At 62.4% G+C, this 21,959-nt stretch carries 23 protein-coding genes; 18 read left to right on the top strand and 5 right to left on the bottom strand.

Going from position 1 to position 21,959, the window contains the following annotated elements; translation table 11 throughout:
* Positions 1 to 2 precede the first annotated feature (2 nt).
* The 3 genes from IB241_RS00285 to IB241_RS00275 are packed head-to-tail and all read left to right on the top strand — an operon-like array spanning position 3 to position 2,861.
* A complete protein-coding gene (locus IB241_RS00285; RefSeq protein WP_017735079.1) occupies positions 3 to 803 on the top strand; it encodes a carbohydrate ABC transporter permease in 801 nt (266 codons plus the stop codon).
* Positions 804 to 813: 10 nt separating this feature from the next.
* Complete coding sequence (locus IB241_RS00280; protein WP_192296443.1) at positions 814 to 1,086, top strand: DUF2160 domain-containing protein; 273 nt, start codon at positions 814 to 816, stop codon at positions 1,084 to 1,086.
* A 32-nt stretch (positions 1,087 to 1,118) separates the two neighbouring features.
* A complete protein-coding gene (locus IB241_RS00275) occupies positions 1,119 to 2,861 on the top strand; it encodes an ABC transporter substrate-binding protein (protein WP_192296442.1) in 1,743 nt (580 codons plus the stop codon).
* 215 nt (positions 2,862 to 3,076) lie between these two features.
* Here IB241_RS00275 and IB241_RS00270 read toward each other — a convergent pair whose 3' ends face one another.
* Positions 3,077 to 3,502, bottom strand: coding sequence for a hypothetical protein (locus tag IB241_RS00270; protein ID WP_192296441.1), 426 nt, complete (start codon positions 3,500 to 3,502; stop codon positions 3,077 to 3,079).
* Between the two features lie 98 nt (positions 3,503 to 3,600).
* On the bottom strand, positions 3,601 to 4,497 hold the full coding sequence (locus IB241_RS00265; RefSeq protein ID WP_192296440.1) for a LysR substrate-binding domain-containing protein: 897 nt from the start codon (positions 4,495 to 4,497) through the stop codon (positions 3,601 to 3,603).
* 172 nt (positions 4,498 to 4,669) lie between these two features.
* Between IB241_RS00265 and IB241_RS00260 the strand changes: the two genes are divergently transcribed.
* The 7 genes from IB241_RS00260 to IB241_RS00230 all read left to right on the top strand — a co-directional run bounded on the left by IB241_RS00260 (position 4,670) and on the right by IB241_RS00230 (position 11,278).
* A complete protein-coding gene (locus IB241_RS00260) occupies positions 4,670 to 5,617 on the top strand; it encodes a branched-chain amino acid ABC transporter permease (RefSeq protein ID WP_192296439.1) in 948 nt (315 codons plus the stop codon).
* Positions 5,614 to 6,699: a branched-chain amino acid ABC transporter permease gene (locus IB241_RS00255; RefSeq protein ID WP_192296438.1), complete on the top strand. Its 1,086-nt coding sequence runs from the start codon at positions 5,614 to 5,616 to the stop codon at positions 6,697 to 6,699. Before IB241_RS00260 ends, IB241_RS00255 begins: the two co-directional genes overlap by 4 nt.
* Positions 6,696 to 7,469, top strand: coding sequence for an ABC transporter ATP-binding protein (locus IB241_RS00250; protein ID WP_192296437.1), 774 nt, complete (start codon positions 6,696 to 6,698; stop codon positions 7,467 to 7,469). Before IB241_RS00255 ends, IB241_RS00250 begins: the two co-directional genes overlap by 4 nt.
* Entirely contained in the window at positions 7,462 to 8,178 is a 717-nt protein-coding gene (locus IB241_RS00245) for an ABC transporter ATP-binding protein (RefSeq protein WP_192296436.1), read from the top strand. Before IB241_RS00250 ends, IB241_RS00245 begins: the two co-directional genes overlap by 8 nt.
* A gap of 69 nt (positions 8,179 to 8,247) precedes the next feature.
* Entirely contained in the window at positions 8,248 to 9,387 is a 1,140-nt protein-coding gene (locus tag IB241_RS00240; protein WP_192296435.1) for a branched-chain amino acid ABC transporter substrate-binding protein, read from the top strand.
* Positions 9,388 to 9,570: 183 nt separating this feature from the next.
* A complete protein-coding gene (locus tag IB241_RS00235; RefSeq protein ID WP_192296434.1) occupies positions 9,571 to 10,050 on the top strand; it encodes an L-2-amino-thiazoline-4-carboxylic acid hydrolase in 480 nt (159 codons plus the stop codon).
* On the top strand, positions 10,043 to 11,278 hold the full coding sequence (locus IB241_RS00230) for a Zn-dependent hydrolase (RefSeq protein ID WP_192296433.1): 1,236 nt from the start codon (positions 10,043 to 10,045) through the stop codon (positions 11,276 to 11,278). Before IB241_RS00235 ends, IB241_RS00230 begins: the two co-directional genes overlap by 8 nt.
* A 157-nt stretch (positions 11,279 to 11,435) precedes the next feature.
* Here the strand turns inward: IB241_RS00230 and IB241_RS00225 are convergent, their stop codons facing one another.
* Positions 11,436 to 12,224 carry an AraC family transcriptional regulator gene (locus IB241_RS00225; RefSeq protein WP_192296432.1) on the bottom strand — a complete coding sequence of 263 codons (789 nt, stop codon included), beginning with the start codon at positions 12,222 to 12,224 and terminating at the stop codon, positions 11,436 to 11,438.
* Positions 12,225 to 12,309: 85 nt separating this feature from the next.
* Between IB241_RS00225 and IB241_RS00220 the strand changes: the two genes are divergently transcribed.
* The 4 genes from IB241_RS00220 (at position 12,310) to aqpZ (ending at position 15,845) form a co-directional block, all read left to right on the top strand.
* A complete protein-coding gene (locus IB241_RS00220; protein WP_192296431.1) occupies positions 12,310 to 13,308 on the top strand; it encodes a bile acid:sodium symporter family protein in 999 nt (332 codons plus the stop codon).
* A gap of 86 nt (positions 13,309 to 13,394) precedes the next feature.
* The gene (locus IB241_RS00215) at positions 13,395 to 13,757 is read left to right on the top strand and encodes a type 1 fimbrial protein (RefSeq protein WP_192296430.1); all 363 of its coding nucleotides are present in this window, start codon (positions 13,395 to 13,397) and stop codon (positions 13,755 to 13,757) included.
* A 123-nt stretch (positions 13,758 to 13,880) separates the two neighbouring features.
* A complete protein-coding gene (locus tag IB241_RS00210) occupies positions 13,881 to 15,065 on the top strand; it encodes a sugar transporter (protein ID WP_192296429.1) in 1,185 nt (394 codons plus the stop codon).
* Between the two features lie 90 nt (positions 15,066 to 15,155).
* Positions 15,156 to 15,845 (top strand): aquaporin Z, encoded by a 690-nt coding sequence (aqpZ, locus tag IB241_RS00205; RefSeq protein WP_192296428.1) that lies wholly within the window; start codon positions 15,156 to 15,158, stop codon positions 15,843 to 15,845.
* 515 nt (positions 15,846 to 16,360) lie between these two features.
* Here aqpZ and IB241_RS00200 read toward each other — a convergent pair.
* Positions 16,361 to 17,305 carry an aliphatic sulfonate ABC transporter substrate-binding protein gene (locus tag IB241_RS00200; protein ID WP_192296427.1) on the bottom strand — a complete coding sequence of 315 codons (945 nt, stop codon included), beginning with the start codon at positions 17,303 to 17,305 and terminating at the stop codon, positions 16,361 to 16,363.
* 239 nt (positions 17,306 to 17,544) lie between these two features.
* Between IB241_RS00200 and IB241_RS00195 the strand changes: the two genes are divergently transcribed.
* The 4 genes from IB241_RS00195 to IB241_RS00180 all read left to right on the top strand — a co-directional run bounded on the left by IB241_RS00195 (position 17,545) and on the right by IB241_RS00180 (position 21,054).
* Positions 17,545 to 18,603 carry an ABC transporter substrate-binding protein gene (locus IB241_RS00195; protein ID WP_192296426.1) on the top strand — a complete coding sequence of 353 codons (1,059 nt, stop codon included), beginning with the start codon at positions 17,545 to 17,547 and terminating at the stop codon, positions 18,601 to 18,603.
* Positions 18,590 to 19,579 (top strand): ABC transporter permease, encoded by a 990-nt coding sequence (locus IB241_RS00190; RefSeq protein WP_192296425.1) that lies wholly within the window; start codon positions 18,590 to 18,592, stop codon positions 19,577 to 19,579. The genes IB241_RS00195 and IB241_RS00190 overlap by 14 nt, the downstream gene beginning before the upstream one ends.
* On the top strand, positions 19,573 to 20,361 hold the full coding sequence (locus IB241_RS00185) for an ABC transporter ATP-binding protein (RefSeq protein ID WP_192296424.1): 789 nt from the start codon (positions 19,573 to 19,575) through the stop codon (positions 20,359 to 20,361). The genes IB241_RS00190 and IB241_RS00185 overlap by 7 nt, the downstream gene beginning before the upstream one ends.
* Positions 20,362 to 20,622: 261 nt before the next feature.
* Entirely contained in the window at positions 20,623 to 21,054 is a 432-nt protein-coding gene (locus IB241_RS00180; protein ID WP_192296423.1) for a hypothetical protein, read from the top strand.
* Positions 21,055 to 21,149: 95 nt separating this feature from the next.
* Here the strand turns inward: IB241_RS00180 and IB241_RS00175 are convergent, their stop codons facing one another.
* Positions 21,150 to 21,872: a pirin family protein gene (locus IB241_RS00175; protein ID WP_192296422.1), complete on the bottom strand. Its 723-nt coding sequence runs from the start codon at positions 21,870 to 21,872 to the stop codon at positions 21,150 to 21,152.
* Positions 21,873 to 21,959: the final 87 nt, after the last annotated feature.

The following is a 21,959-nucleotide window of genomic DNA, read 5'->3' as shown; positions in this document are numbered from 1 at the left end:
ATATGAGCAAGCGCAAGGTTATCCCGCTGCTGATCTACATCCTGTTCCTGTTGGTGCCGATCTATTGGCTGCTGAACATGTCCTTCAAGAGCAACACCGAAATCCTCGGCGGGCTGACGCTGTTTCCGCAGGACTTCACCCTGGCCAACTACAAGGTGATCTTCACCGACCCGAGTTGGTACACCGGCTACCTCAATTCGCTGTACTACGTCAGCCTGAATACGGTGATTTCTCTTACGGTGGCGCTACCGGCGGCCTACGCTTTTTCGCGCTATCGCTTCCTCGGCGACAAGCACCTGTTCTTCTGGCTGCTGACCAACCGCATGGCGCCGCCGGCGGTGTTTTTACTGCCGTTCTTCCAGCTGTATTCGTCGATCGGTTTGTTTGACACCCACATCGCCGTGGCACTGGCTCACTGTTTGTTCAACGTGCCGCTGGCGGTGTGGATTCTTGAGGGGTTTATGTCCGGCGTTCCCAAGGAGATCGACGAAACCGCCTACATCGACGGCTACTCGTTTCCCAAGTTTTTCGTGAAGATCTTTATCCCGCTGATCGGCTCGGGCATCGGCGTGACGGCATTTTTCTGCTTTATGTTTTCCTGGGTCGAGCTACTGCTGGCGCGCACTCTGACCTCGGTCAACGCCAAGCCGATTGCGGCAGTGATGACCCGTACGGTCTCGGCATCGGGCATCGATTGGGGCGTACTGGCAGCGGCGGGGGTGTTGACCATCCTGCCCGGCATGCTGGTGATCTGGTTTGTTCGCAACCACGTGGCCAAGGGCTTTGCCCTGGGCCGGGTCTGAGGAGTCGATGATGGAATGGATGGCCTGGACCACCCCCACTGCACTGTTCTTCGGCGGCATTGCCCTGATTCTGGCGGGCATGACCACCTGGGAACTGCGTTCGCCGAGTATCCCCCGGCGCGGTTTTTTACCGATCAGCACCACCCGTGGTGATCGCCTGTTTATCGGTCTTCTCGGCAGCGCCTACCTGCATTTGCTGGTAATCGGCGTCACCGGCTGGAGCATCTGGGTGGCGACTGCGCTGTCCCTGGTGTGGCTGTTGAGCGTGATGCGTTGGGGCTAGTGCCCTTATGAATAAACAACCAGGAGGTCTCTATGTTCGATAAAAACAATAAGCTGCGACATAGCATTTCATTGGCCGCCGTCTTGGCCCTCAGCGGTTTGAGCGCTTCGGCCTGGGCCGATGCGTACGAAGATGCCGCGAAAAAATGGATCGGCAGCGAGTTCAAACCATCCACCCTCACGGCCGAGCAGCAGCTGGCGGAACTCAAGTGGTTTATCAAGGCGGCCGAACCGTTCCGTGGGATGAAGATCAACGTGGTGTCGGAAACCCTCACCACCCATGAGTACGAATCCAAGGTCCTGGCCAAGGCCTTCAGTGAAATCACCGGGATCAAGCTGACCCACGACCTGCTGCAGGAAGGCGACGTGGTGGAGAAGCTGCAAACCCAGATGCAGTCCGACAAGAACATTTATGACGGCTGGGTCAACGATTCCGACTTGATCGGTACGCACTTTCGCTATGGCAAGACGGAATCCATCACCGATCTGATGGCCAACGAAGGCAAGGACTTCACTTCGCCGACGCTGGACCTGAAGGACTTTATCGGCCTGTCCTTCACCACCGCGCCGGACGGCAAGCTCTACCAACTGCCTGACCAGCAGTTCGCCAACCTGTATTGGTTCCGCGCCGACTGGTTCGAACGTGCGGACCTCAAAGCCAAGTTCAAGGAAAAGTACGGTTATGACCTCGGCGTGCCGGTCAACTGGTCGGCCTACGAAGACATCGCCAAATTCTTCAGCGAAGACGTCAAGGAGATCGACGGCAAGCGCGTGTATGGGCACATGGACTACGGCAAGAAAGACCCGTCCCTGGGCTGGCGCTTCACCGATGCCTGGTTCTCCATGGCCGGTGGCGGCGACAAAGGCTTGCCCAACGGCCTGCCGGTGGACGAGTGGGGCATTCGCGTCGAGGACTGCCATCCGGTGGGCTCCAGTGTCACCCGTGGCGGCGACACCAACGGCCCGGCCGCCGTATTCGCCACGCAGAAATACGTGGACTGGATGAAGGCCTATGCGCCACCGGAAGCAGCGGGCATGACCTTCTCCGAATCCGGCCCGGTGCCGTCCCAGGGCAATATCGCCCAGCAGATCTTCTGGTACACCGCGTTTACCGCCGATATGGTCAAGCCGGGTCTGCCAGTGGTGAATGCCGACGGCACGCCGAAATGGCGCATGGCGCCGTCGCCGGTCGGGCCTTACTGGGAAGAAGGTATGAAGAAGGGCTATCAGGACGTAGGCTCCTGGACCTTCATGAAGTCCACTCCAGAGAAGCAAAAGCTTGCGGCCTGGCTCTACGCGCAGTTCGTGACCTCAAAAACCGTCTCGCTGAAGAAAACCATCGTCGGCCTGACGCCGATCCGAGAGTCCGACATCAACTCCCAGGCCATGACCGACCTGGCGCCGAAGCTGGGTGGCCTGGTGGAGTTCTACCGCAGTCCGGCTCGACTACAGTGGTCGCCAACCGGCACCAACGTGCCCGACTACCCGCGTCTGGCGCAGCTGTGGTGGAGCAATATCGCCGCCGCCGCCAGCGGCGAGAAGACCCCGCAACAGGCGCTGGATAACCTGGCCAAGGAGCAAGACGCAATCATGACGCGCCTGGAGCGTTCCAAGGTGCAAACGACGTGCGGCCCGAAAATGAACCCCGAGCGTGACGCGCAATACTGGTTCGACCAGCCGGGTGCACCGAAGCCGAAACTGGCCAACGAGAAACCCAAAGGCGAGACCGTGGCCTACGGCGACCTGCTCAAACAATGGGAGGCCGCCCGTAAGTAACAACTTGTAGTGAGCGGGCTCGCCCCGCGCTGGGTGGCGAAGCCGCCCCAAACCCAGGCGCCGCGGTGTATCAGAAAGACCGAGGTGTCTGGTTTTAGGGCGGCTTCGCCCCCCCAGCGCGGGGCGAGCCCGCTCACTACAGATTTTGGTTGTTGGCGAGGGGCTGCGCCGCCGTCAGCGCATTCGCCAACCCCCTGCGACATTATTCAGGTTGTTCAGTCCTGCAATTGGATGTGCAACTCACCGTCCACTTCCTTGACCAGCTCGCTAGCCAAAAACAGCGGCACCAGACGCTTGTGCAATTGCGGCTCGACAAACTCCTTCACCGTCTCCAGTGCCAGTACGCCACTGAGTGGCAACTCAGCCTTGGTGTACGACAACCACGCCTTCTTCAGCACCTGCAATACATCGCTGCCCGAGGTGGTGGCGAAGCGACGGTGGGTGGGTTTGCCGTCAAAGGTAAAGGTGTGCTGGAACGCATAGCCGCTTTCATCGCCCTGGCTGGCGGTGCAGCGGATGCAGGTGCACGGGCCGTCGCCGAACGCTGTGCGCAGGTAGCTGTTGAAGTCCACCACGGGTTTGAGTGACAGGCGCTTATCCACCTCGAACAGGTCCCCGGTCATTTTTTCGTCAGTGTTCAACGTGCATTTCCTCGCAGGTTCGGCGGTTTTTCAGAGCGCGGCACAATAGCAGCTAAATTCGGCTCTGGCTCAATTCAAGACGCGGATCTTCACACGGCTCAGGCGGCAATCAAACTGCGCTTGATCCAGTCATACAAGTCATTGCCCTCGCTCGACAACTCACTGTTGGCCCGCCGACACAGGTAGTACTGGCGGCCATCATTCACTTCCAGTTCAAACAGCTTCACCAGCTCGCCACTGGCCACCAGCGGTGCCACCAGCGGCTCGCGCAGCAGTGCGCAGCCCAGGCCGGTGAGGGTGGCGGTCAGCGCCAGTTGGCCGTCTTCCAGCAACAACCCATTCAACGCCGTGGCATCCACCTCGGCGGCCTCGAACCATTGGCCCCAGGTGCCGCGCTCTTCGTCGTGCAGCAGCGGCAGTTCACTCAGCGCCGCGGGCGTGTCGATCGGCCCGTGTTGCGCCAGGAAGGCGCGGCTGCAATAGGGCGTGACCGCGCCAGAAATCAGCGGCTCACTGTGATAGCCCGGCCAGTGCCCGGTGCCGAAACGGATCGACAGGTCGGCCGCGTCGCTCGGGTAGCTGCGGTGGTTGGCATAGGTCACGTTGATGTCCAGTGCCGGGTGGTCCTTCAGAAAACTCGCCAAGCGCGGGATAAACAGGTTGATGCCAAACAGTGGGATCAGGCTGATGGTCACCTGGCGCGTAGCGCTTTTTTCGCGCACATGTTCGGTGGCGCTGCGCAGCACCGCAAACGCCGAACGGATGGCGCGGTAGTACTCGCGGCCTTCGTCGGTAAGCACCAGGTTGCGACCTTGACGCAACGTCAGCGGCTGCTGCAGGAAGTCTTCCAGCAAGTGCAGTTGATGGCTGATGGCCGAGGCGGAAACGTCCAGCTCGCGCGCGGCGGCATTCACCCCGCCATGACGGGCAAAGGCTTCGAACGTGCGCACGGCGCGCAGGGGAGGGTCATTGGCTAACTGTTCTGATTTATTCATGTGTTGAATTAAATACCAACTAAATTCGCAAATAAAGAGCCATAAGTGCCGTATTTTCGGCATAAATAGCCTGTTTTAAGCTTGATATAACCATATGACTTTCTGTTATTTGATAAAAACAGAATAGATGCTTAGTGTGCCGCCCCTGTACGCACTGAGGTCGACGGTTTTCATGGATGGGTTTATCCAACAACTGCTCAATGGTTTGATGACGGGCAGTCTCTACGCGCTGGTGGCCCTGGGTTACACCATGGTCTACGGCATCTTGCGCATCATCAACTTTGCCCATGGCGATGTGTTGATGATCGGCGCGCTGGTGGGCCTGTCGGTGATCCGCTTGTTGCAGGCGACCTGGCCCGCTTTGCCGCCAGTGCTGGTGCTGCTCGGCGCCACTGTCGTCGCCATGGCGTTTTGCGCAGTTCTCGCGGTGGTGATCGAACGTGTCGCCTACCGTCGCCTGCGCCATGCCCCACGTCTGGCGCCGTTGATCAGCGGTATCGGTGTGTCGTTGCTGCTGCAAACCATCGCCATGCTGGTGTGGACCCGCAACCCGCAGATGTTCCCGCAACTGTTGCCGCTGGAGCCGATTGAAGTGTTGCCCGGCGCCAGCGCGCATCCGGCGATCACCAACGTCACGGCGCTGACGACGATTGCCATCGCCCTGTCAGTGATGGCCGCGCTGCTGGTGCTGGTGGAGCGCACGCGCTTCGGGCGCGCCATGCGCGCCGTGGCAGAGAACCCGCAAGTCGCCAGCCTGATGGGCATCAGCCCCAATCGCGTGATCGTCATCACCTTTGCCATCGGCGGCGCATTGGCAGCACTCGCCGGGATCATGATGGCCAGCAACTACGGCAGCGCGCATTTCTACATGGGCTTCTTGCCGGGCATCAAGGCCTTCACCGCTGCGGTGCTGGGTGGCATCGGCAACCTCAAGGGCGCCATGCTGGGCGGCTTGCTGCTGGGGTTGATCGAAGCCCTCGGTACCGGCTATCTGGGCGCGGCCACCAACGGCGTGTTTGGCAGTAATTACCAGGATGTGTTCGCCTTCATCGTGTTGATCGCGGTGCTGGTATTGCGTCCTTCCGGGTTGTTGGGTGAACGTTTGGCGAGCCGCGCATGATCAACGCCCTGACCCCCAACCAGCGCGCGAGCCTGGGCCTGCTGCTGTTCGCCGTGGCCCTGGTGCTGGCGCCGTGGATCGTCGGCCACGCCGGCGGCAACACCTGGGTGCGCACCCTGGATTTTGCCCTGCTGTACATCATGCTCGCCCTCGGGTTGAACATCGTGGTCGGTTACGCCGGGCTGCTGGACATGGGCTTCATCGCGTTCTACGCGGTGGGCGCCTACCTCGCCGCGCTGCTCTCGTCGCCCCATCTGCTGCAACAGTTTCCCGTGTTGGCGGCGTGGTTGCCGGCGGGCATGCACACCTCGATCTGGCTGATCCTGCCGTTGGGCGCGTTGCTCGCCGCCGGGTGCGGCGTGGTATTGGGCGCGCCGACCTTGCGCCTGCGCGGCGACTACCTGGCCATCGTCACCCTGGGTTTCGGCGAAATCATCCGCATCCTGCTGCGCAACCTGGATCGCCCGGTAAACATCACCAATGGGCCCAAGGGCATCGCCCAGGTCGACCCGGTCAACCTGCTCGGCGTCAACCTGGGCCGCACCCAGGAACTGTTCGGCCTGCGCCTGCCTTCGGTGTATCTCTATTACTACCTGTTTGCGGCGCTGGTGCTGCTGATCCTGTTCGCCTGCATCCGCCTGGAGCATTCGCGCATCGGCCGCGCCTGGGTAGCGATCCGTGAAGACGAAGACGCGGCCCAGGCCATGGGCATCAACACCGTGCGCCTCAAACTGCTGGCGTTTGCGATTGGCGCCGCGTTTGGCGGGGTGAGCGGTGCGTTGTTTGCGTCGTTCCAGGGCTTTGTTTCGCCCGAGTCTTTCACCCTCAACGAGTCCATCGCCGTGCTGGCGATGGTGGTGCTGGGCGGCATGGGGCATATCCCGGGCGTGATTCTTGGCTGCGTACTGCTCGCTGCCTTGCCCGAAGCCTTGCGCGCCAGCATGGGGCCGCTGCAACAGGCGCTGTTCGGCCAGGTGCTGGTGGACCCGGAGATCATCCGCCAGCTGTTCTACGGCCTGGCGCTGATTCTCGCGATGCTGTACCGACCCGCCGGATTGTGGCCCAAAGGAGTGGCACGATGAACGCACCGCTGTTGCAGATCGACAAGGTCAACAAACACTTCGGCGGCGTGATGGCGCTGACCGACGTGAGCCTGAGTATCCAGCCCGGCGAGATCTACGGATTGATCGGCCCGAATGGCGCGGGCAAGACCACCTTTTTCAACGTGATGACGGGGCTGTATACCCCGGACTCCGGGCGCTTCCAGCTCGAAGGCCGGGAGTACCAGCCCACCAGTGTGCATCAGGTGGCCGAGGCCGGCATTGCGCGCACCTTTCAGAATATCCGCCTGTTCAATGCAATGAGCGCCCTGGAAAACGTCATGGTCGGACGCCATGTGCGCACCCGCAATGGCTTGTGGGCGGCCTTGAGTCAGCACCGCAGCGCCCGCGACGAAGAGGCGCAAACACGCGCCCATGCTCATCGTTTGCTGGCCTATGTGGGCCTCGCCGGGTTTGCCAACTACCGCGCCGACAGCCTCAGCTACGGCCATCAACGACGCCTGGAAATCGCCCGCGCCCTGGCCACCGAACCACGCCTGTTGGCCCTGGATGAACCGGCGGCGGGCATGAACGCCAGCGAGAAAGTGCAACTGCGAGGCCTGCTGGAAAAAATCCGCGACGACGGCCACACACTGCTGTTGATCGAACACGACGTGAAGCTGGTGATGGGCGTCTGCGACCGCATCAGCGTGCTCGATTATGGCCAGGTCATCGCCGTCGGACCGCCCGCTGAAGTCCGTCAGCACCCGGCGGTCATCCAGGCTTATCTCGGAGCCAGCGCCCATGTCTGAAGCCTTATTGAAAGTCGAGGGTTTGCAGGTTCGCTACGGCGCTATCGAAGCGGTCAAAGCCCTCGACCTGCATATCCACGAAGGCGAGCGCGTCACGCTGATCGGCGCCAATGGGGCGGGCAAAACCTCAAGCCTCAAGGCGTTGACCGGCCTGCTGCCGGCGGCGAAGGGCGAGATTCGCTTTGCCGGGCGATTGATCCTTGGCCAGGCGCCCGAGCAACTGCTGCGCCAAGGCATCGCCATGGTCCCGGAAGGGCGCGGGATTTTCGCGCGCATGAGCGTGCTGGAAAACCTCCAGGCCGGTGCCTTTCTGCGCCGCGATCACGCGCAAGTGCAGCGCGAAATACGCGAGCTGTTTGGGCACTTCCCGCGCCTGGAAGAACGCCTGCACCAATCTGCCGGCCTGCTGTCCGGCGGCGAGCAACAGATGCTCGCCCTGGCCCGTGCGCTGTTGTCGCGCCCGCGTTTATTGATCCTCGATGAGCCGTCGATGGGCCTGGCACCGATCATGGTCGAGAAGATCTTCCAGGTGATCGACGACGTATGTCGCCAGGGCATGACCCTGTTGCTGGTCGAACAAAACGCGCGGCTGGCCCTGCAAGTCACCGACCGCGCCTACGTGATGGACACCGGCCGCATCAGCCTCAGCGGCCCGTCCCGGGATTTGCTCGAACACCCCGAGGTGCGCAGTGCGTATCTCGGCGAATAACCACACCCCCATGACGCTACCGGACGCCCGGCGTGTTCCGACCCGCCCGAAAAGAAGCAGGAACCCCAGATGAACACTTTGAACAAAACCGCATTGATCGGCCTGGCCCTGAGCAGCCTCGCCAGCGCCGTGGCCCAGGCCGACCAGACCGTGCTGATCGGCCTGGCAGGCCCACTCACCGGCCCGTCGGCCCGCATCGGCAAGGACCTGGAAAACGGCGCCAGACTGGCCATCGACCAGGCCAACGCCAAGCACCCGACAATCAACGGGGAGGCGGTGACCTTCAAGCTGGTCTCCGAAGATGACCAGTCCGACCCACGCACCGCCGTCACCGTGGCCCAGCGCCTGGTGGATGAAGGCGTGGTCGGCGTGGTCGGTCACTGGAACACCGGCACCAGCATCCCGGCGGCGCGGGTGTACCACGATGCCGGGATCGCCCAGGTGGCGCCGGTCGCGACCGGTCACGCGTACACCCAGCAGGGTTTTGATACCAGCTTTCGGATCATGGGCCATGATGATGACGGCGGTCAGGTCGCTGGCAACTATGCGCTGAACACGCTCAAGGCCAAGCGCATCGCCGTGATCGACGACCGCACCGCGTTCGGCCAAGGCCTGGCGGACCAGTTCGTCAAAGCCATCGAAGCCGGCGGCGGCAAAGTCGTCGGCCGCGAATACGTGGATGACAAGACCATCGACTTCAGCGCCGTGCTCACCAACATCCGCAGCCAGAATCCGGACCTGATCTTCTTCGGTGGCGTCGACTCCCAGGCTGCACCGCTGGCCCGTCGCATCAAGCAACTGGGGATCAAGGCGCCGTTGATGGGGGCCGGTGGCTTTGTCAGCCAGACCTTCCTGGAACTGGCGCAGAACGAAGGCGAGGGCGTGATTGCCCTGGAACCGGGCCTGGCGATTGCGCAGATGCCCGGTGGCAAGGCGTTCGAGCAGGCCTACAAAGAGCGCTACAAGGCCAACATCGAACTGCATGCGCCATTTGCCTACGACGGCGTTGGCGTGCTGGTGGCGGCTATCGAGAAAGCCGATTCGGTCGACCCGCAGAAATACCTGCCGGTGCTGCGCGCCATCAGCTACCCAGGCGTGACCGGCACCCTCGCGTTTGATGCCGAAGGCAACTTGAAAAAACCGTCGTTCACCGTGTACCAGGTCAAGGCCAACCAATGGCAGCCGGTCAGCGTGGCGGGCGGCCAGTAACCCACTGGCCGGGCGCGAGCTTATTGTAGTGAGCGGGCTTGCCCGCGCTGGGGGGCGAAGCCGCCCCAGACCCAGGCACTGCGGTCTTCCTGATACACCGCGGCGGAGCGTTTTGGGGCGGCTTCGCCCCCCAGCGCGGGGCAAGCCCGCTCACTACAGGTTTATGTTTTTTGGAGGTGGACAATGAGCAAACTGGAAGGTGAACTGGGCATCCTTGCCCGGCGGCGGATCGAGGCCGAAATCATCAAGCCGATCTACGAGATCTTGAAGCGCGAGCAGGGCAAGGACTTTGCCGCCGCCGTGATCGGCGAAGCCGTGGGCAATGCGGCGATCCAGGCGGGCAAGCATTTTGCCGCGCTGGAACAGCAGGCTGACCTCAAGAGCTTCGTCGAGCTGCAAGTGCTCTGGGAAAAGGACGACGCGCTGAAAGTCGAGATCATCGCCAGCGACGCCGAGCGCTATGACTACGACGTCAAGCGCTGCCGCTACGCCGAGATGTACACCGAAATGGGCCTGGGCGAAATCGGCCACCTGTTGTCGTGCAACCGCGACGAGCTGTTTATCGTCGGCTACAACCCGGACATCGAACTGACCCGCACCCAGACCATCATGGGCGGCGATCACCGCTGCGACTTCCGCTACCGGGCCAAGCCCCATGAGTAACCTGGCGCGGGTGAACGGCAAGCGTCTGTGGGACTCGCTGATGGACATGGCGCAAATCGGCGCCACCGAAAAGGGCGGCGTCTCGCGCCTGGCGCTGACCGATGAAGACCGCCGCGGTCGCGACCTGTTCGTGCAGTGGTGCACGGCCGCCGGGTGCAGCATCCGTGTGGACGCCATGGGCAACATCTTCGCCCGCCGCCCCGGGCGCCAGGATCATCTGGCCCCAGTGCTGACCGGTTCCCATGGCGACTCGCAACCCTTCGGCGGCAAGTACGACGGCATCTACGGCGTGCTCGCCGGGCTGGAAGTGCTGCGAACCTTAAATGACCTGGGTATCGAGACCGAGCGGCCGATTGAAGTGGTCAACTGGACCAACGAAGAGGGCTCGCGTTTTGCCCCAGCCATGATTTCGTCCGGTGTTTACGCGGGCGTGTTTGACCTGGAATACGGCCTGTCCCGTGCCGACAAAAACGGCGTGAGCATCGGCCAGGCCTTGCAGCAGATCGGCTACGCCGGCCCCGAACCTGTAGGTGGCCAGGCGGTGCATGCGGCGTTTGAACTGCACATCGAACAAGGCCCGATCCTTGAAGCGCAAGGCATCACCATCGGCGTCGTCACCGGTGCCCAGGGCCAGCGTTGGTATGAAGTTGAGCTGAGCGGCCGCAGCGCCCACGCCGGCACCACGCCGATGGACCATCGCCTGGACGCCTTGCTCGGCTTTGCCCGCGTGGTCGAGGCGGTCAACGGCCTGGGCCTGGAGCAGGGCGCTGAAGGGCGTGCCACGGTGGGCATGGCCAACATCTTCCCCAACTCGCGCAACGTGGTGCCGGGGCGGGTGTTTTTCAGCGTGGAATTCCGCCACCCGGATGAAGCGGTACTGGCGCGCCAGGATCAGCAGTTGCGTGATGCGGTGGCACAGATTGCCGACGGGATTGGTTTGCAGCACAGCGTGAAGCAGATTTTCCAATACGCACCGATTGCGTTTGATGCTGATTGCGTCGAAGTGGTGCGGGCATCGGCTGAGCGACTGGGATACAGCCATCGGCCGATGATCTCCGGGGCCGGGCATGATGCCTGCTACCTGAACCAGGTGGCGCCGACGGCGATGATCTTTGTGCCTTGTGTGGATGGCTTGAGCCATAACGAAGCGGAGGAGATTTCGCCAGAGTGGTCGACGGCGGGAGCGGATGTGCTGCTCCAGGCCATCCTGGCCAAGTCCTCTATCTAGCGGGCCTATCTCAATCAAAATGTGGGAGCGGGCTTGCTCGCGAATGCGGTGGGTCAGTCAACATGTTTGGGTCTGATACACCGTCTTCGCGAGCAAGCCCGCTCCCACACAAGCCCGCTCCCAGACTGGGTCTCCTGTATCTGATGTGTCGAGGGTTTCAGCGGAAAAACTCGCCGGGCGTCGCATCGAATTGCTGGCGAAACGCATTGATAAACGCTGACGTCGACTCATACCCACACCCCAGCGCCACATCCGTGACCCGCTCGCCGCGTTCCAGGGCGGGCAGGGCGGTCAGCAAGCGCAGGCGCTGGCGCCAGGCGCGGAACGTCAGCCCGGTATCGCTCAGGAACAAGCGGCTCAGGGTCTTTTCACTCACGGCCAACTTGCGGCTCCAGTCCCCCAGGGTGGTCTGCTGTTCCGGGTGCAGGTTCAGGCTGCGGTAGATCTGGCGCAAACGCGGGTCCAGTGGTAGCGGCAGCATCAAGTCCACCTGGGGCGCTGCCGCCAGTTGGTCCAGCACCACCTGGGCCAGGCGCCCATCCGGGCCATCCTCGGCATATTCCACCGGCAATTCGCTGAAGCTGCGGATCAATTCGCGCAGCAGGCTACTGACCTCCAGCACATGGCAACGCGCATCCGCCCAGGCGGTGACGCGGCAGTCCAGGTAGAGGCTGCGCATTTCCGTGCGCGGCGAACTGAACACGCGGTGCGGCATGCCCGCCGGAATCCATACCGCGCGCTGCGGCGGGGCGACGAAGCGGCCGACGCTTGTCTGGATCTCCAGCACCCCGGCAATCGCATACGACAACTGCACCCACGGGTGACTGTGGCGGCGGGTCAGCGCACGGTTGGGCAGCGATTCGGTGCGCCCGTACACCGGCCGCGGCAGGCTGGCAAGCCCGGGTACACTGCGGCGAACGGTTTTGTCCTGTCCTTTAGGCGGCATTTGTTGGCTCATTGGCGTTAGTCGGTAACAAGCCGTTACGTTAGAGTCGTCCAGACGCTCTTGGCAACCCCCGGAAGACCTACTTATGACTCGTCCGCGTTTTCTCCCTGACAACTTCACCCTGACCCTGATCGCCACGGTGATCCTCGCCTCATTGCTGCCCGCCAGCGGCCAGACCGCCGTGGCGTTTGGTTGGGTGACCAACCTGGCCATCGCGCTGCTGTTTTTCCTGCACGGCGCCAAGCTGTCGAACCAGGCGATCATTGCCGGGGCCGGGCATTGGCGTCTGCATTTGTTGGTGTTCAGCCTGACCTTTGTGCTGTTCCCGCTGCTGGGCCTGGCGCTCAAACCGCTGCTGTCGCCGCTGATCGGCAACGAGCTGTACATGGGCATGCTTTACCTCTGCGCGCTGCCGGCCACGGTGCAGTCGGCGATTGCCTTTACTTCCCTGGCGCGGGGCAATATCCCGGCGGCAATTTGCAGCGCGGCGGCGTCCAGCCTGTTTGGGATTTTCCTCACGCCGTTGCTGGTGACGCTGCTGCTCAATGTGCACGGCGAAGGCAGCAGCACCCTCGACGCCATTGTGAAAATCAGCGTGCAACTGCTGCTGCCGTTTATCGCCGGGCAGATCGCCCGCCGCTGGATTGGCGCGTGGGTGGGGCGCAACAAGGCCTGGCTGAAATTCGTCGATCAGGGTTCGATCCTGCTGGTGGTCTACGGCGCGTTCAGCGAAGCGGTCAATGAGGGGATCTGGCACCAGATCCCGCTGTGGGAGCTCGGCGGCCTGGTGGTGGCGTGCTGCGTGTTGCTGGCCCTGGTGCTGGTGGCCTCGACGGTGCTGGCCAAGGCCTTTGGCTTCAACCAGGAAGACCGCATCACCATCCTGTTCTGTGGCTCGAAGAAAAGCCTGGCGACCGGGGTGCCGATGGCCCAGGTGTTGTTCGCCGGGGCGAGCATGGGCGTGCTGATCCTGCCGTTGATGCTGTTTCACCAGATCCAGCTGATGGTGTGTGCGGCGTTGGCGCAGCGCTATGCGAATCGGCCGGAGTCGATTCCGGAGTTGATGGGGCAGGTGGACCCGTAATTTTTCCTTCAGATGCTGACGAGTAGCCTCAAGTAAATTCGGGGCCAGACGACATTCTTGTTAACAACCCAAGAAGGAATGTCGTCATGAACAACGTTATGCGTTTGTCAGTGCTCACCGGCTTTCTTGCAATGTGGACGGGGGTGAGCATGGCTGCACCCTCCGGTGTCATCCGGTTTTCCGGCAGTGTGGTCATGCCGGGTTGTGAGTCGGCTGCGGTGGGCGGCCGGACGCTGGAGTTGAAGGGCTGCCCGCAGGCCAGTCGCGGCAGCGGGTTTGATGTGCGTTCGGTCGGCAGCGTCAAAGCGCTGGGCAATGCGCCAGCCAACGTCAAATTGGTGAGCGACAGCGGCGACGGGCGCTATTACGACCAACGGTATGAGCTGGTCGACGCCGCTGGAAAGCCGATTCAGTCCGGGCTCTACGTGGTCACCATGACCGCGCCATGACGAAATTGATGGATTTTTGATTCGGAACAGCGCCAACAGCCGGGCCAGAAACCTATAGAATGCCCGGCGGCGGCGCTTGTCCTGGGTGGCCGCCTGATCATCGTCCGAGTACCGCGCCCTTCAATGAGCCATTCAGCTGCAACTCCCCAAGCCAACTGGCAACCGGTCTTCGCCCTCGCGTTGGCCGCCTTTGTGTTCAACACCACCGAATTCGTGCCCGTCGGGTTGCTCAGCGCCATCGGCGCCAGCTTTGACATGCCGGTGTCCAGCGTCGGCCTGATGCTGACCATCTACGCATGGATCGTGTCGCTGACGTCGCTGCCGGTGATGCTGCTGACCCGCAACGTCGAACGGCGCAAGCTGCTGATCGTGCTGTTCGGCCTGTTTATCGCCAGTCATGTGCTGTCCAGCGTCGCCACCAGCTTTGGCCTGTTGATGGTCAGTCGCGTCGGCATCGCTTTGTCCCATGCGTTGTTCTGGTCGATCACCGCGTCGCTCGCCGTGCGCCTGGCGCCGGAAGGCAAGCAGGTGCAGGCCCTCGGCCTGTTGGCTACCGGCACCTCCTTGGCCATGGTATTGGGGATTCCGCTGGGTCGCCTGCTCGGCGAAGCCATGGGCTGGCGCACCACTTTCCTGGTGATCGGCGCGTTCGCCGCGGCCCTGGTGTTCTGGCTGGCGCGCACCTTGCCGCTATTGCCAAGCCAGAACTCCGGCTCGCTGCGCAGCCTGCCGCTGTTATTCAAACGCCCGGCGCTGGTGGCGCTCTACGTGCTCACCGCGCTGACGGTGACCGCGCAATTCACCGCCTACAGCTACATCGAGCCCTTCGTCGAAGGCGTGGCCGGCATGAGCGGCAGTGCGGTGACCCTGATCCTGCTGGTCTTCGGTGGTGCGGGCATCATCGGCTCGCTGTTGTTCAGCCTGGTGCACCGCCTCAACCCGCACCTGTTCGTGGTCGGCGCAGTGTCCATCCTCGCCGCGTGCCTGGCGCTGATGCTGCCGTTGAGCGGTGCTGAATCCTACCTCGTCGGCCTGAGCATCTTCTGGGGCATGGCGATCATGGGCTTCGGCCTGGCGATGCAGTCCAAGGTGCTGGTCCTCGCACCGGACGCCACCGACGTGGCCATGGCGATGTTCTCCGGCATCTACAACATCGGCATCGGCGGCGGCGCCCTGATGGGCAGTTGGGTCGGCAGCCAGTTCGGCTTCGCCTGGATCGGCGCGGCGGGCGGGTTGTTGGCGGCGCTGGCGTTGGTTGGGTATTGCCTGGCGATTCGGCGGTTTGGGCAGGGTGTGCCGCACGGCTAAAACCGGACAAGTCTTATAGGGCGCCTCAAGACCCATTGCTACCGTCACCCAGGACCGCCCACGTCCTGTGGTGGCGGCACGTGAACAGCAATGGAGTCGATTGTGCAAAAGCGTTTGACCGCAGAGTTTCTCGGTACTTTCTGGCTGACCTTTGGCGGCTGTGGCAGCGCCATCCTGGCGGCGGCCTTTCCGGAGTTGGGCATTGGATTTGTGGGCGTATCCCTGGCGTTCGGCCTCACCGTGCTGACCATGGCCTATGCGGTGGGCGGCATCTCGGGCGGGCATTTCAACCCGGCGGTGACGGTTGGCCTATGGGCCGGGCGGCGGATGGCCGGCGTGGACGTGTTGCCATACCTCGCCGCGCAAGTCAGCGCTGCGATCGTTGCGGCTGCAGCGTTGTACCTGATTGCCAACGGGCAGCCAGGCTTTACCGCGGGTGGTTTTGCCGCCAACGGTTACGGGCCCTTGAGTCCAGGCCAGTTCGATATGAAAGCCGCGCTGCTGGCCGAATTGATCGCCACGTTCTTCTTTGTGTTCATCATCATGCGCGTGACCGCTCCGGGCGCGGTGCCAGGGTTTGCACCGATTGCGATTGGCTTGGCACTGACCCTGATTCACTTGGTGCTGATCCCGGTGACCAACACGTCGGTGAACCCGGCACGCAGCACCGGGCCGGCACTGTTTGCGGGGGGTGAGTACATCGCGCAGTTATGGCTGTTCTGGCTGGCGCCGATGGTGGGCGGGGTGTTGGGGGCGGTGGCGGCGCGTAGGTTGCAGTAGTGAGCGGGCTTGCCCCGGTACAAACCGGGGACATCGTTTACATATCTAACCGGGGACATGGTTTACAGGTTAATACGCATGATCAGGAGGTAACTGATCATGCCCTGGAACCAACAGTCCCGCCGCCTTCGCAGCCTCACTAAAGTTCGACAGCTCCCACAGCAGATTGGCAGTGTCAGGGCGACCTCCAGCCGAACACTGACAGCCCAGCACCGCCGACCAACTGTGGGAGCGGGCTTGCCCGCGAAAGCGCTGGTTCAGCCAACACCTCCACCAACAGTCCCACCGCCTTCGCAGCCTCACTAAAGTTCGACAGCTCCCACAGGAGATTGGCAGTGTCTGGGCGACCTCCGGCCGAACACTGACAGCCCAGCACCGCCGATCACCTGTGGGAGCGGGCTTGCCCGCGAAAGCGCTGGTTCAGCCAACACCTCCACCAACAGTCCCACCGCCTTCGTAGCCTCACTAATGCCCTTCGCGTCCTCGCACCCAAGCCCGTTCCACAGTTGACCCGGTTACGGCTTCCAGGTGTCGACATCCTTGGCATCCACGGATTTGGGGAGCAAGCCCGCCTTGAAGAACGCATCGGCAATCTTCTGCTGTTCACCCAACTGCTCGACCGTCACCGGCTGCACCAGGTAGCTGCGGTGCGCATTCGCCGCTTCCACCGTGGCGACATCCAGGTTGCCCCACAGCGGGCCGAGCACTTTTGCTGCGTCCTGCGGGTTGCTCTTCACCCATTTCCCGGCTTTTTCCAACTGCTCATACACCACCTTCAACACCTCGGGATGGGCCTTGGCGTACGGGGTGCCGGTCAGGTAGTAACGCTTGTAGCTGGCCAGCCCGCTGCCGTCCGTGAGGGTGCGGGTCGGCAGTTGGCGCTGCACGCCGGTGAGGAAGGGTTCCCAGGTGACCCAGGCATCCACCTTATTGTTCTCGAACGCGGCGCGGCCGTCGGCGGGGGACAGGTAGGCGGGCTCGATGTCGGCGAATGCCAACCCGGCCTTGGCCAGTGCAGCGATCAGCAAATAGTGGGTACCGGCGGCCTTGGTCACCGCGATTTTCTTGCCTTTCAAATCGCTGAGCTGCTGGATCGGCGAGTCCTTGCGCACCACGATGGCCTGGGCCGAAGGCGAGGGCGCTTCCTGGGCGAAGTAGGTGAGTTTGGCCTGGGCCGCCTGGGCGAAGATCGGCACGGTGTCGGCGACGTCGGCGCTGATGTCGACGTTGCCCACATTCAACGCTTCGAGCAGCGGCAGGCCACTGGGGAACTCGTGCCAGGACACGTCAATGTGTTCAGCCTTGAGGGCTGTTTCCAAGGTGCCCTGGGTCTTCAACAGAGTGATCAGGGTGGACGACTTCTGATAACCGATACGCAGGGTCTCCTGGGCTTCGGCACTGATCGCAACGCAGAGGGCCAACAGCCCGAATGCAGCGGCGAGGGGGCGACGGATAGACATGGCAGGCTCGATCTTCAACGGAATGCGGCCAATCTTAAAGTTCTAAAAACTATTCGATAAATACTCTTTCGATCTTAGCTTAGGGCACTTTTTCCGCGATCCGACGAATCGGGCATAACCATAGAATTATAGGGTCCTTTCATAATCATTCGTCATTAATATAATCGAAAGCGATTTATTTTCGAGCCCTGTGCAATTTTTGGCATATGGCTGCTGGCCTCTTTGAAGGGAAACTCTCCATGGCTGCATTCGACCATTTGACCCGTCGCCACTTGCTCGGCATGGCCGGCATCACCCTGGCCGGCCTGACGCTGCCGCACCTGGCTTTCGGTGCCGACGAACACGCCGGCCACCACACGCCGCAGCAGCCCTCGGGCACTGGCGATTTCATCCGCCTCGACGCCCCGCGCAAACTCAAGCTGGCCGTCAACCTCAACGCCGTATGCCTGGCTCCGGTGGTGATCGCCCACGGGCAGGGCTTTTTTACCCGGCACAACCTGGACGTGGAATTGGTCAACTTCGGCAACTCCACCGAGGTGCTGCTGGAGGCCATCGCCACCGGCAAGGCCGATGCGGGCGTGGGCATGGCGCTGCGTTGGCTCAAGGCACTGGAGCAGGGCTTCGACGTCAAACTCACCGCCGGTACCCACGGCGGTTGCCTGCGTTTGCTCAGTGCCGCGAATGGCCGTATCAGCAAGCTGGAAGACCTCAAGGGCAAGGCCATTGGCGTCACCGACATGGCCAGCCCGGACCGCAATTTCTTCTCGATCCTGCTGAAAAAACACGGCGTTGACCCGGTGCGTGACGTGGAGTGGCGCCTATACCCCGCCGACCTGCTCGGCACCGCCCTGGAGCGCGGCGAAGTGCAGGCGGTGAGCGGCAGCGACCCGTTCATGTATCGCCTGATCAAGTCCGGCGTGGCGCGGGAACTGTCCACCAACCTGGTGGAGGAATACGCCAACCTCAGTTGCTGCGTGGTCGGTGTCACCGGCAAGTTGGTGCGTGAAGACAAACGCGTGGTTGCGGCGCTGACCCAGGCGATCCTCGAAGCCCATGACTATAGCGTGCAACACCCGGAAGCTGTCGCCAAAGGCTTCCAGGCCCATGCGCTGAACACTTCGGTGGAAGAAGTGCAGGCGATCCTTCACGACCACACCCACGGCCACCACGCGGTGGGCGCGGCGTTGACCGAGGAAATCCTGACTTACGTCACCGACCTGAAAACCGTCGAAGTGATCAGCAAGAGCACTGACCCGGCGGAGTTTGCCAAGGAGATCACCGCCGATGTCTTCAGCTGACGCGACAACCCTCAACCCGCCGCTGACATTCAAGGCCTGGGGGCAGGGCGCCGCCGTGGTGGCGGCCTGGCTGGCCGTCGCGCTGTTGATCAGCTACTGGCCCAACGCGGTGCGCCATTGGCCGATGACCCAAGGCTTGGCGAATCTCTGTGTGGGTCTGGCGGTCTTGTTCGTTGTGCTGAGCCTGCTCGGTCTGCGTATCGCCAAACTGGGCCAGCGCCTGCGTACTGGCGCGCCGTGGCTGATCGCCTTGCCGGTGCTGCTGGGCATCTGGGAGCTGTTCACCGCCAAACTCGCGCTCCTTCCGGTGCCGTTTTTTGCACCACCCCAGGCCTTGCTCGCGGTGTACGTCGAAGACTACGCACGCCTGGCCGACAGCCTGCTCAACTCCGCGTTGCTGCTCGGTTCGGGCGTGGCGCTGGGGGCGATCAGCGGGTTTATCGCCGGTGTCGCCATCGGTTGGTCAACGCGTATTGGCTATTGGTTGCACCCGCTGCTGCGCATCCTTGGCCCGGTGCCGTCGACGGCGTTGTTGCCGCTGTGCTTTTTCCTGTTTCCGAGCAGTTGGAGCGCGAGTGTGTTTCTGATCGCGCTGGCCACCTGGTTTCCGGTCACGGTGCTGACCTGGTCCGGTGTGGCCAGCGTGGATAAGGCCTATTACGACGTGGCACGCACCCTCGGCGCCAAGCAAGGCTTCCTGATTTTCAAAGTGGCGATTCCGGCGGCGCTGCCCCACGTATTCGTCGGTTTGTTCATGGGCTTGGGCGCCTCGTTTTCGACCCTGGTGGTGGCGGAAATGATGGGGGTCAAATCCGGCATCGGCTGGTATCTGCAATGGGCCCAAGGCTGGGCTGCTTACGCGAATATGTACGCCGCACTGTTGATCATGGCATTGGCCTGTTCGGGGTTGATCACCGGGTTGTTCCTGGTGCGTGACCGCTTGCTGGCCTGGCAGAAAGGAGCGATGAAATGGTAGCCCTGGCACACGCGGTATCGGCGTCGACGGGATTGGCGCTGCGCATCGACAACCTCAGCCACGGTTTTGCCCTGGACGGCGAGCATTTGCCGGTGTTGGAACGGGTGTCGCTGGACGTGGCGCCGGGGGAATTCGTCGCACTGCTCGGTCCTTCCGGCTGCGGCAAATCCACCCTGCTGCGCTTGGTCGCCGGGCTGGAACCGGCGGATTCCGGGCGCTTGCTCGCCGACGGCGCCCCCATCACCGGGCCGGACCCGAGCCGCGTGGTGGTGTTCCAGGACCCGACCCTCTACCCTTGGCGCCGGGTGTGGGACAACGTTGCGCTGGGCCTGGAAGCCCAGGGTTTGCTCAAGACGCATTCGGCCAAGGTCGATGAGGCCCTGGACAAGGTCGGCCTGCGCCAGTTCGCCCGCGCCTATCCGCGCCAGTTGTCCGGCGGCATGGCACAGCGCGTGGCGTTGGCCCGTGCGCTGGTCAATCAACCGCGCTTGCTGATCCTCGACGAACCGCTGGGCAAGCTGGACTCCCTGACGCGCATCACCATGCAAAAAGAGTTGATCGACTTGTGGCAACGCCAGGGCTACACGGCGTTGCTGGTGACCCATGACGTGGAAGAGGCCTTGCTGCTGGCCAACCGCGTGATCGTATTCAGCGATCGCCCGGCAAAAATCCAGGCACAGTTGACCATCGAACGGCCGTACCCCAGGCATCGCGATGATCCGTATCTGGTCGACTTGCGGCGGCAGATCCTGGGCTTGCTCGGGCTGGGAGAAAACTGGTAGACATCGACCCGAAACAGGCGGGGCCATGTAGTGAGCAGGCTTGCCCGCGCTGGGGGGCGAAGCCGCCCCAAACCCAGGCACCTCGACCTCCCTGAAACACCGCGTCGGTCGTGTTGGGGCGGCTTCGCCCCCCGGCGCGGGCAAGCCCGCTCACTACAGGTCGTGTTTTGAGGGGGGGCAAATATCCAGGTTTATTCGGGGCGAAAAAAAACCGGCTGATCAGGCCGGTTTGGAGTACCCCGCGAACAGTGCGGGTTATACGTGGTTGCCCAGCAGACGATCCGCACCGCCTTCAGCCAAACCACGTTCCTGCAGACGATCCGCACCGCCTTCGGCCAGACCACGTTCCTGCAGACGATCCGCACCGCCTTCAGCCAGGCCACGTTCCTGCAGACGATCTGCACCGCCTTCGGCCAGACCACGTTCCTGCAGACGATCTGCACCGCCCTCGGCCAGACCACGTTCCTGCAGACGATCTGCACCGCCTTCGGCGACACGATTTCCTTGCAGGCGATCCGCACCACCTTCGGCAACGCGGCTTTCAATCAAGCGGTCTGCACCGCCTTCAGCGACAACAGGATGAGCAAAAGCGTTTGCAGCGAGTACCGAGAAAGCGAGGCTAAGCAGGATTTGGCGTTTCATGATGGTGTGCTCCAGATGTTTAAGGTTGGGTGTTGCCGGGTATGGGTTTGATGTTACGCGTTGCATTTTTTAAGAGAACTTCATTGCGCTGATGGTGACTATCGACGCCAGCGATGGCCCGTTTCGAGGGGCCATCGCCATGCCCGTCACGGCATGCGTGGCAGTTCCTGAGGGCGCAGGTCGAACACCAGCACCTCGGCGTCGTCGCCGTGGCTGAGGTGGATCTGCTGCTCATTGCGCACTCGCGCACCGTCACCTTCGACAAAGCGCTGGCCGTTGATTTCAACGCTGCCACGGGCCACGTGGATGTAGGCGTAGCGGTCCGCTGCGAGGTCGAGGGTCGCGCTTTCGTCGCCGTTGAACAGCCCGGCATACACCCGCGCATCCTGGCGCACGTTCAGCGAACCGTCGGCGCCGTCCGGCGAGATGATCAACTGCAAGCGTCCGCGTTTCTGCGCTTCGCTGAAGTGCTCCTGCTGATAGCGCGGCTCGGCACCGACCACGTTCGGCACAATCCAGATTTGCAGGAAGTGCACGCCACGGGTCTGGCTGTGGTTGAACTCGCTGTGGGCCACGCCGCTGCCGGCGCTCATCAGTTGTACGTCGCCAGGGCGGATCACCGAGCCGGTGCCAAGGGTGTCCTTGTGTTCCAGGGCGCCTTCGAGCACATAGGAGAAAATCTCCATGTCGCGGTGCGGGTGCTGGCCGAAGCCTTTGCCGGCGGCGACGCGGTCATCGTTGATCACCAGCAGGTCGGAGAAACCCTGCTCGTTCGGGTTCCAGTAGTTGGCGAACGAGAAGGTGTGGAACGACTTCAACCAACCGTGATTGGCGGCGCCGCGTTCGGAAGCTTTGCGAAGGGTCAGCATGGTCTTGTCCTCAAGTGAGCGTTGGCTGCGAGATGCAGTGCGCTGGCGTTGAGAAGAAGGTTAATGGTTATCCGAATATTCATTAAG

Source organism: Pseudomonas sp. PDM05, from assembly GCF_014851685.1.
Classification (GTDB): domain Bacteria; phylum Pseudomonadota; class Gammaproteobacteria; order Pseudomonadales; family Pseudomonadaceae; genus Aquipseudomonas.
The sequence above is the reverse complement of the archived record's forward strand: the minus strand, read 5'-3'. Positions and strand labels throughout refer to the sequence as shown.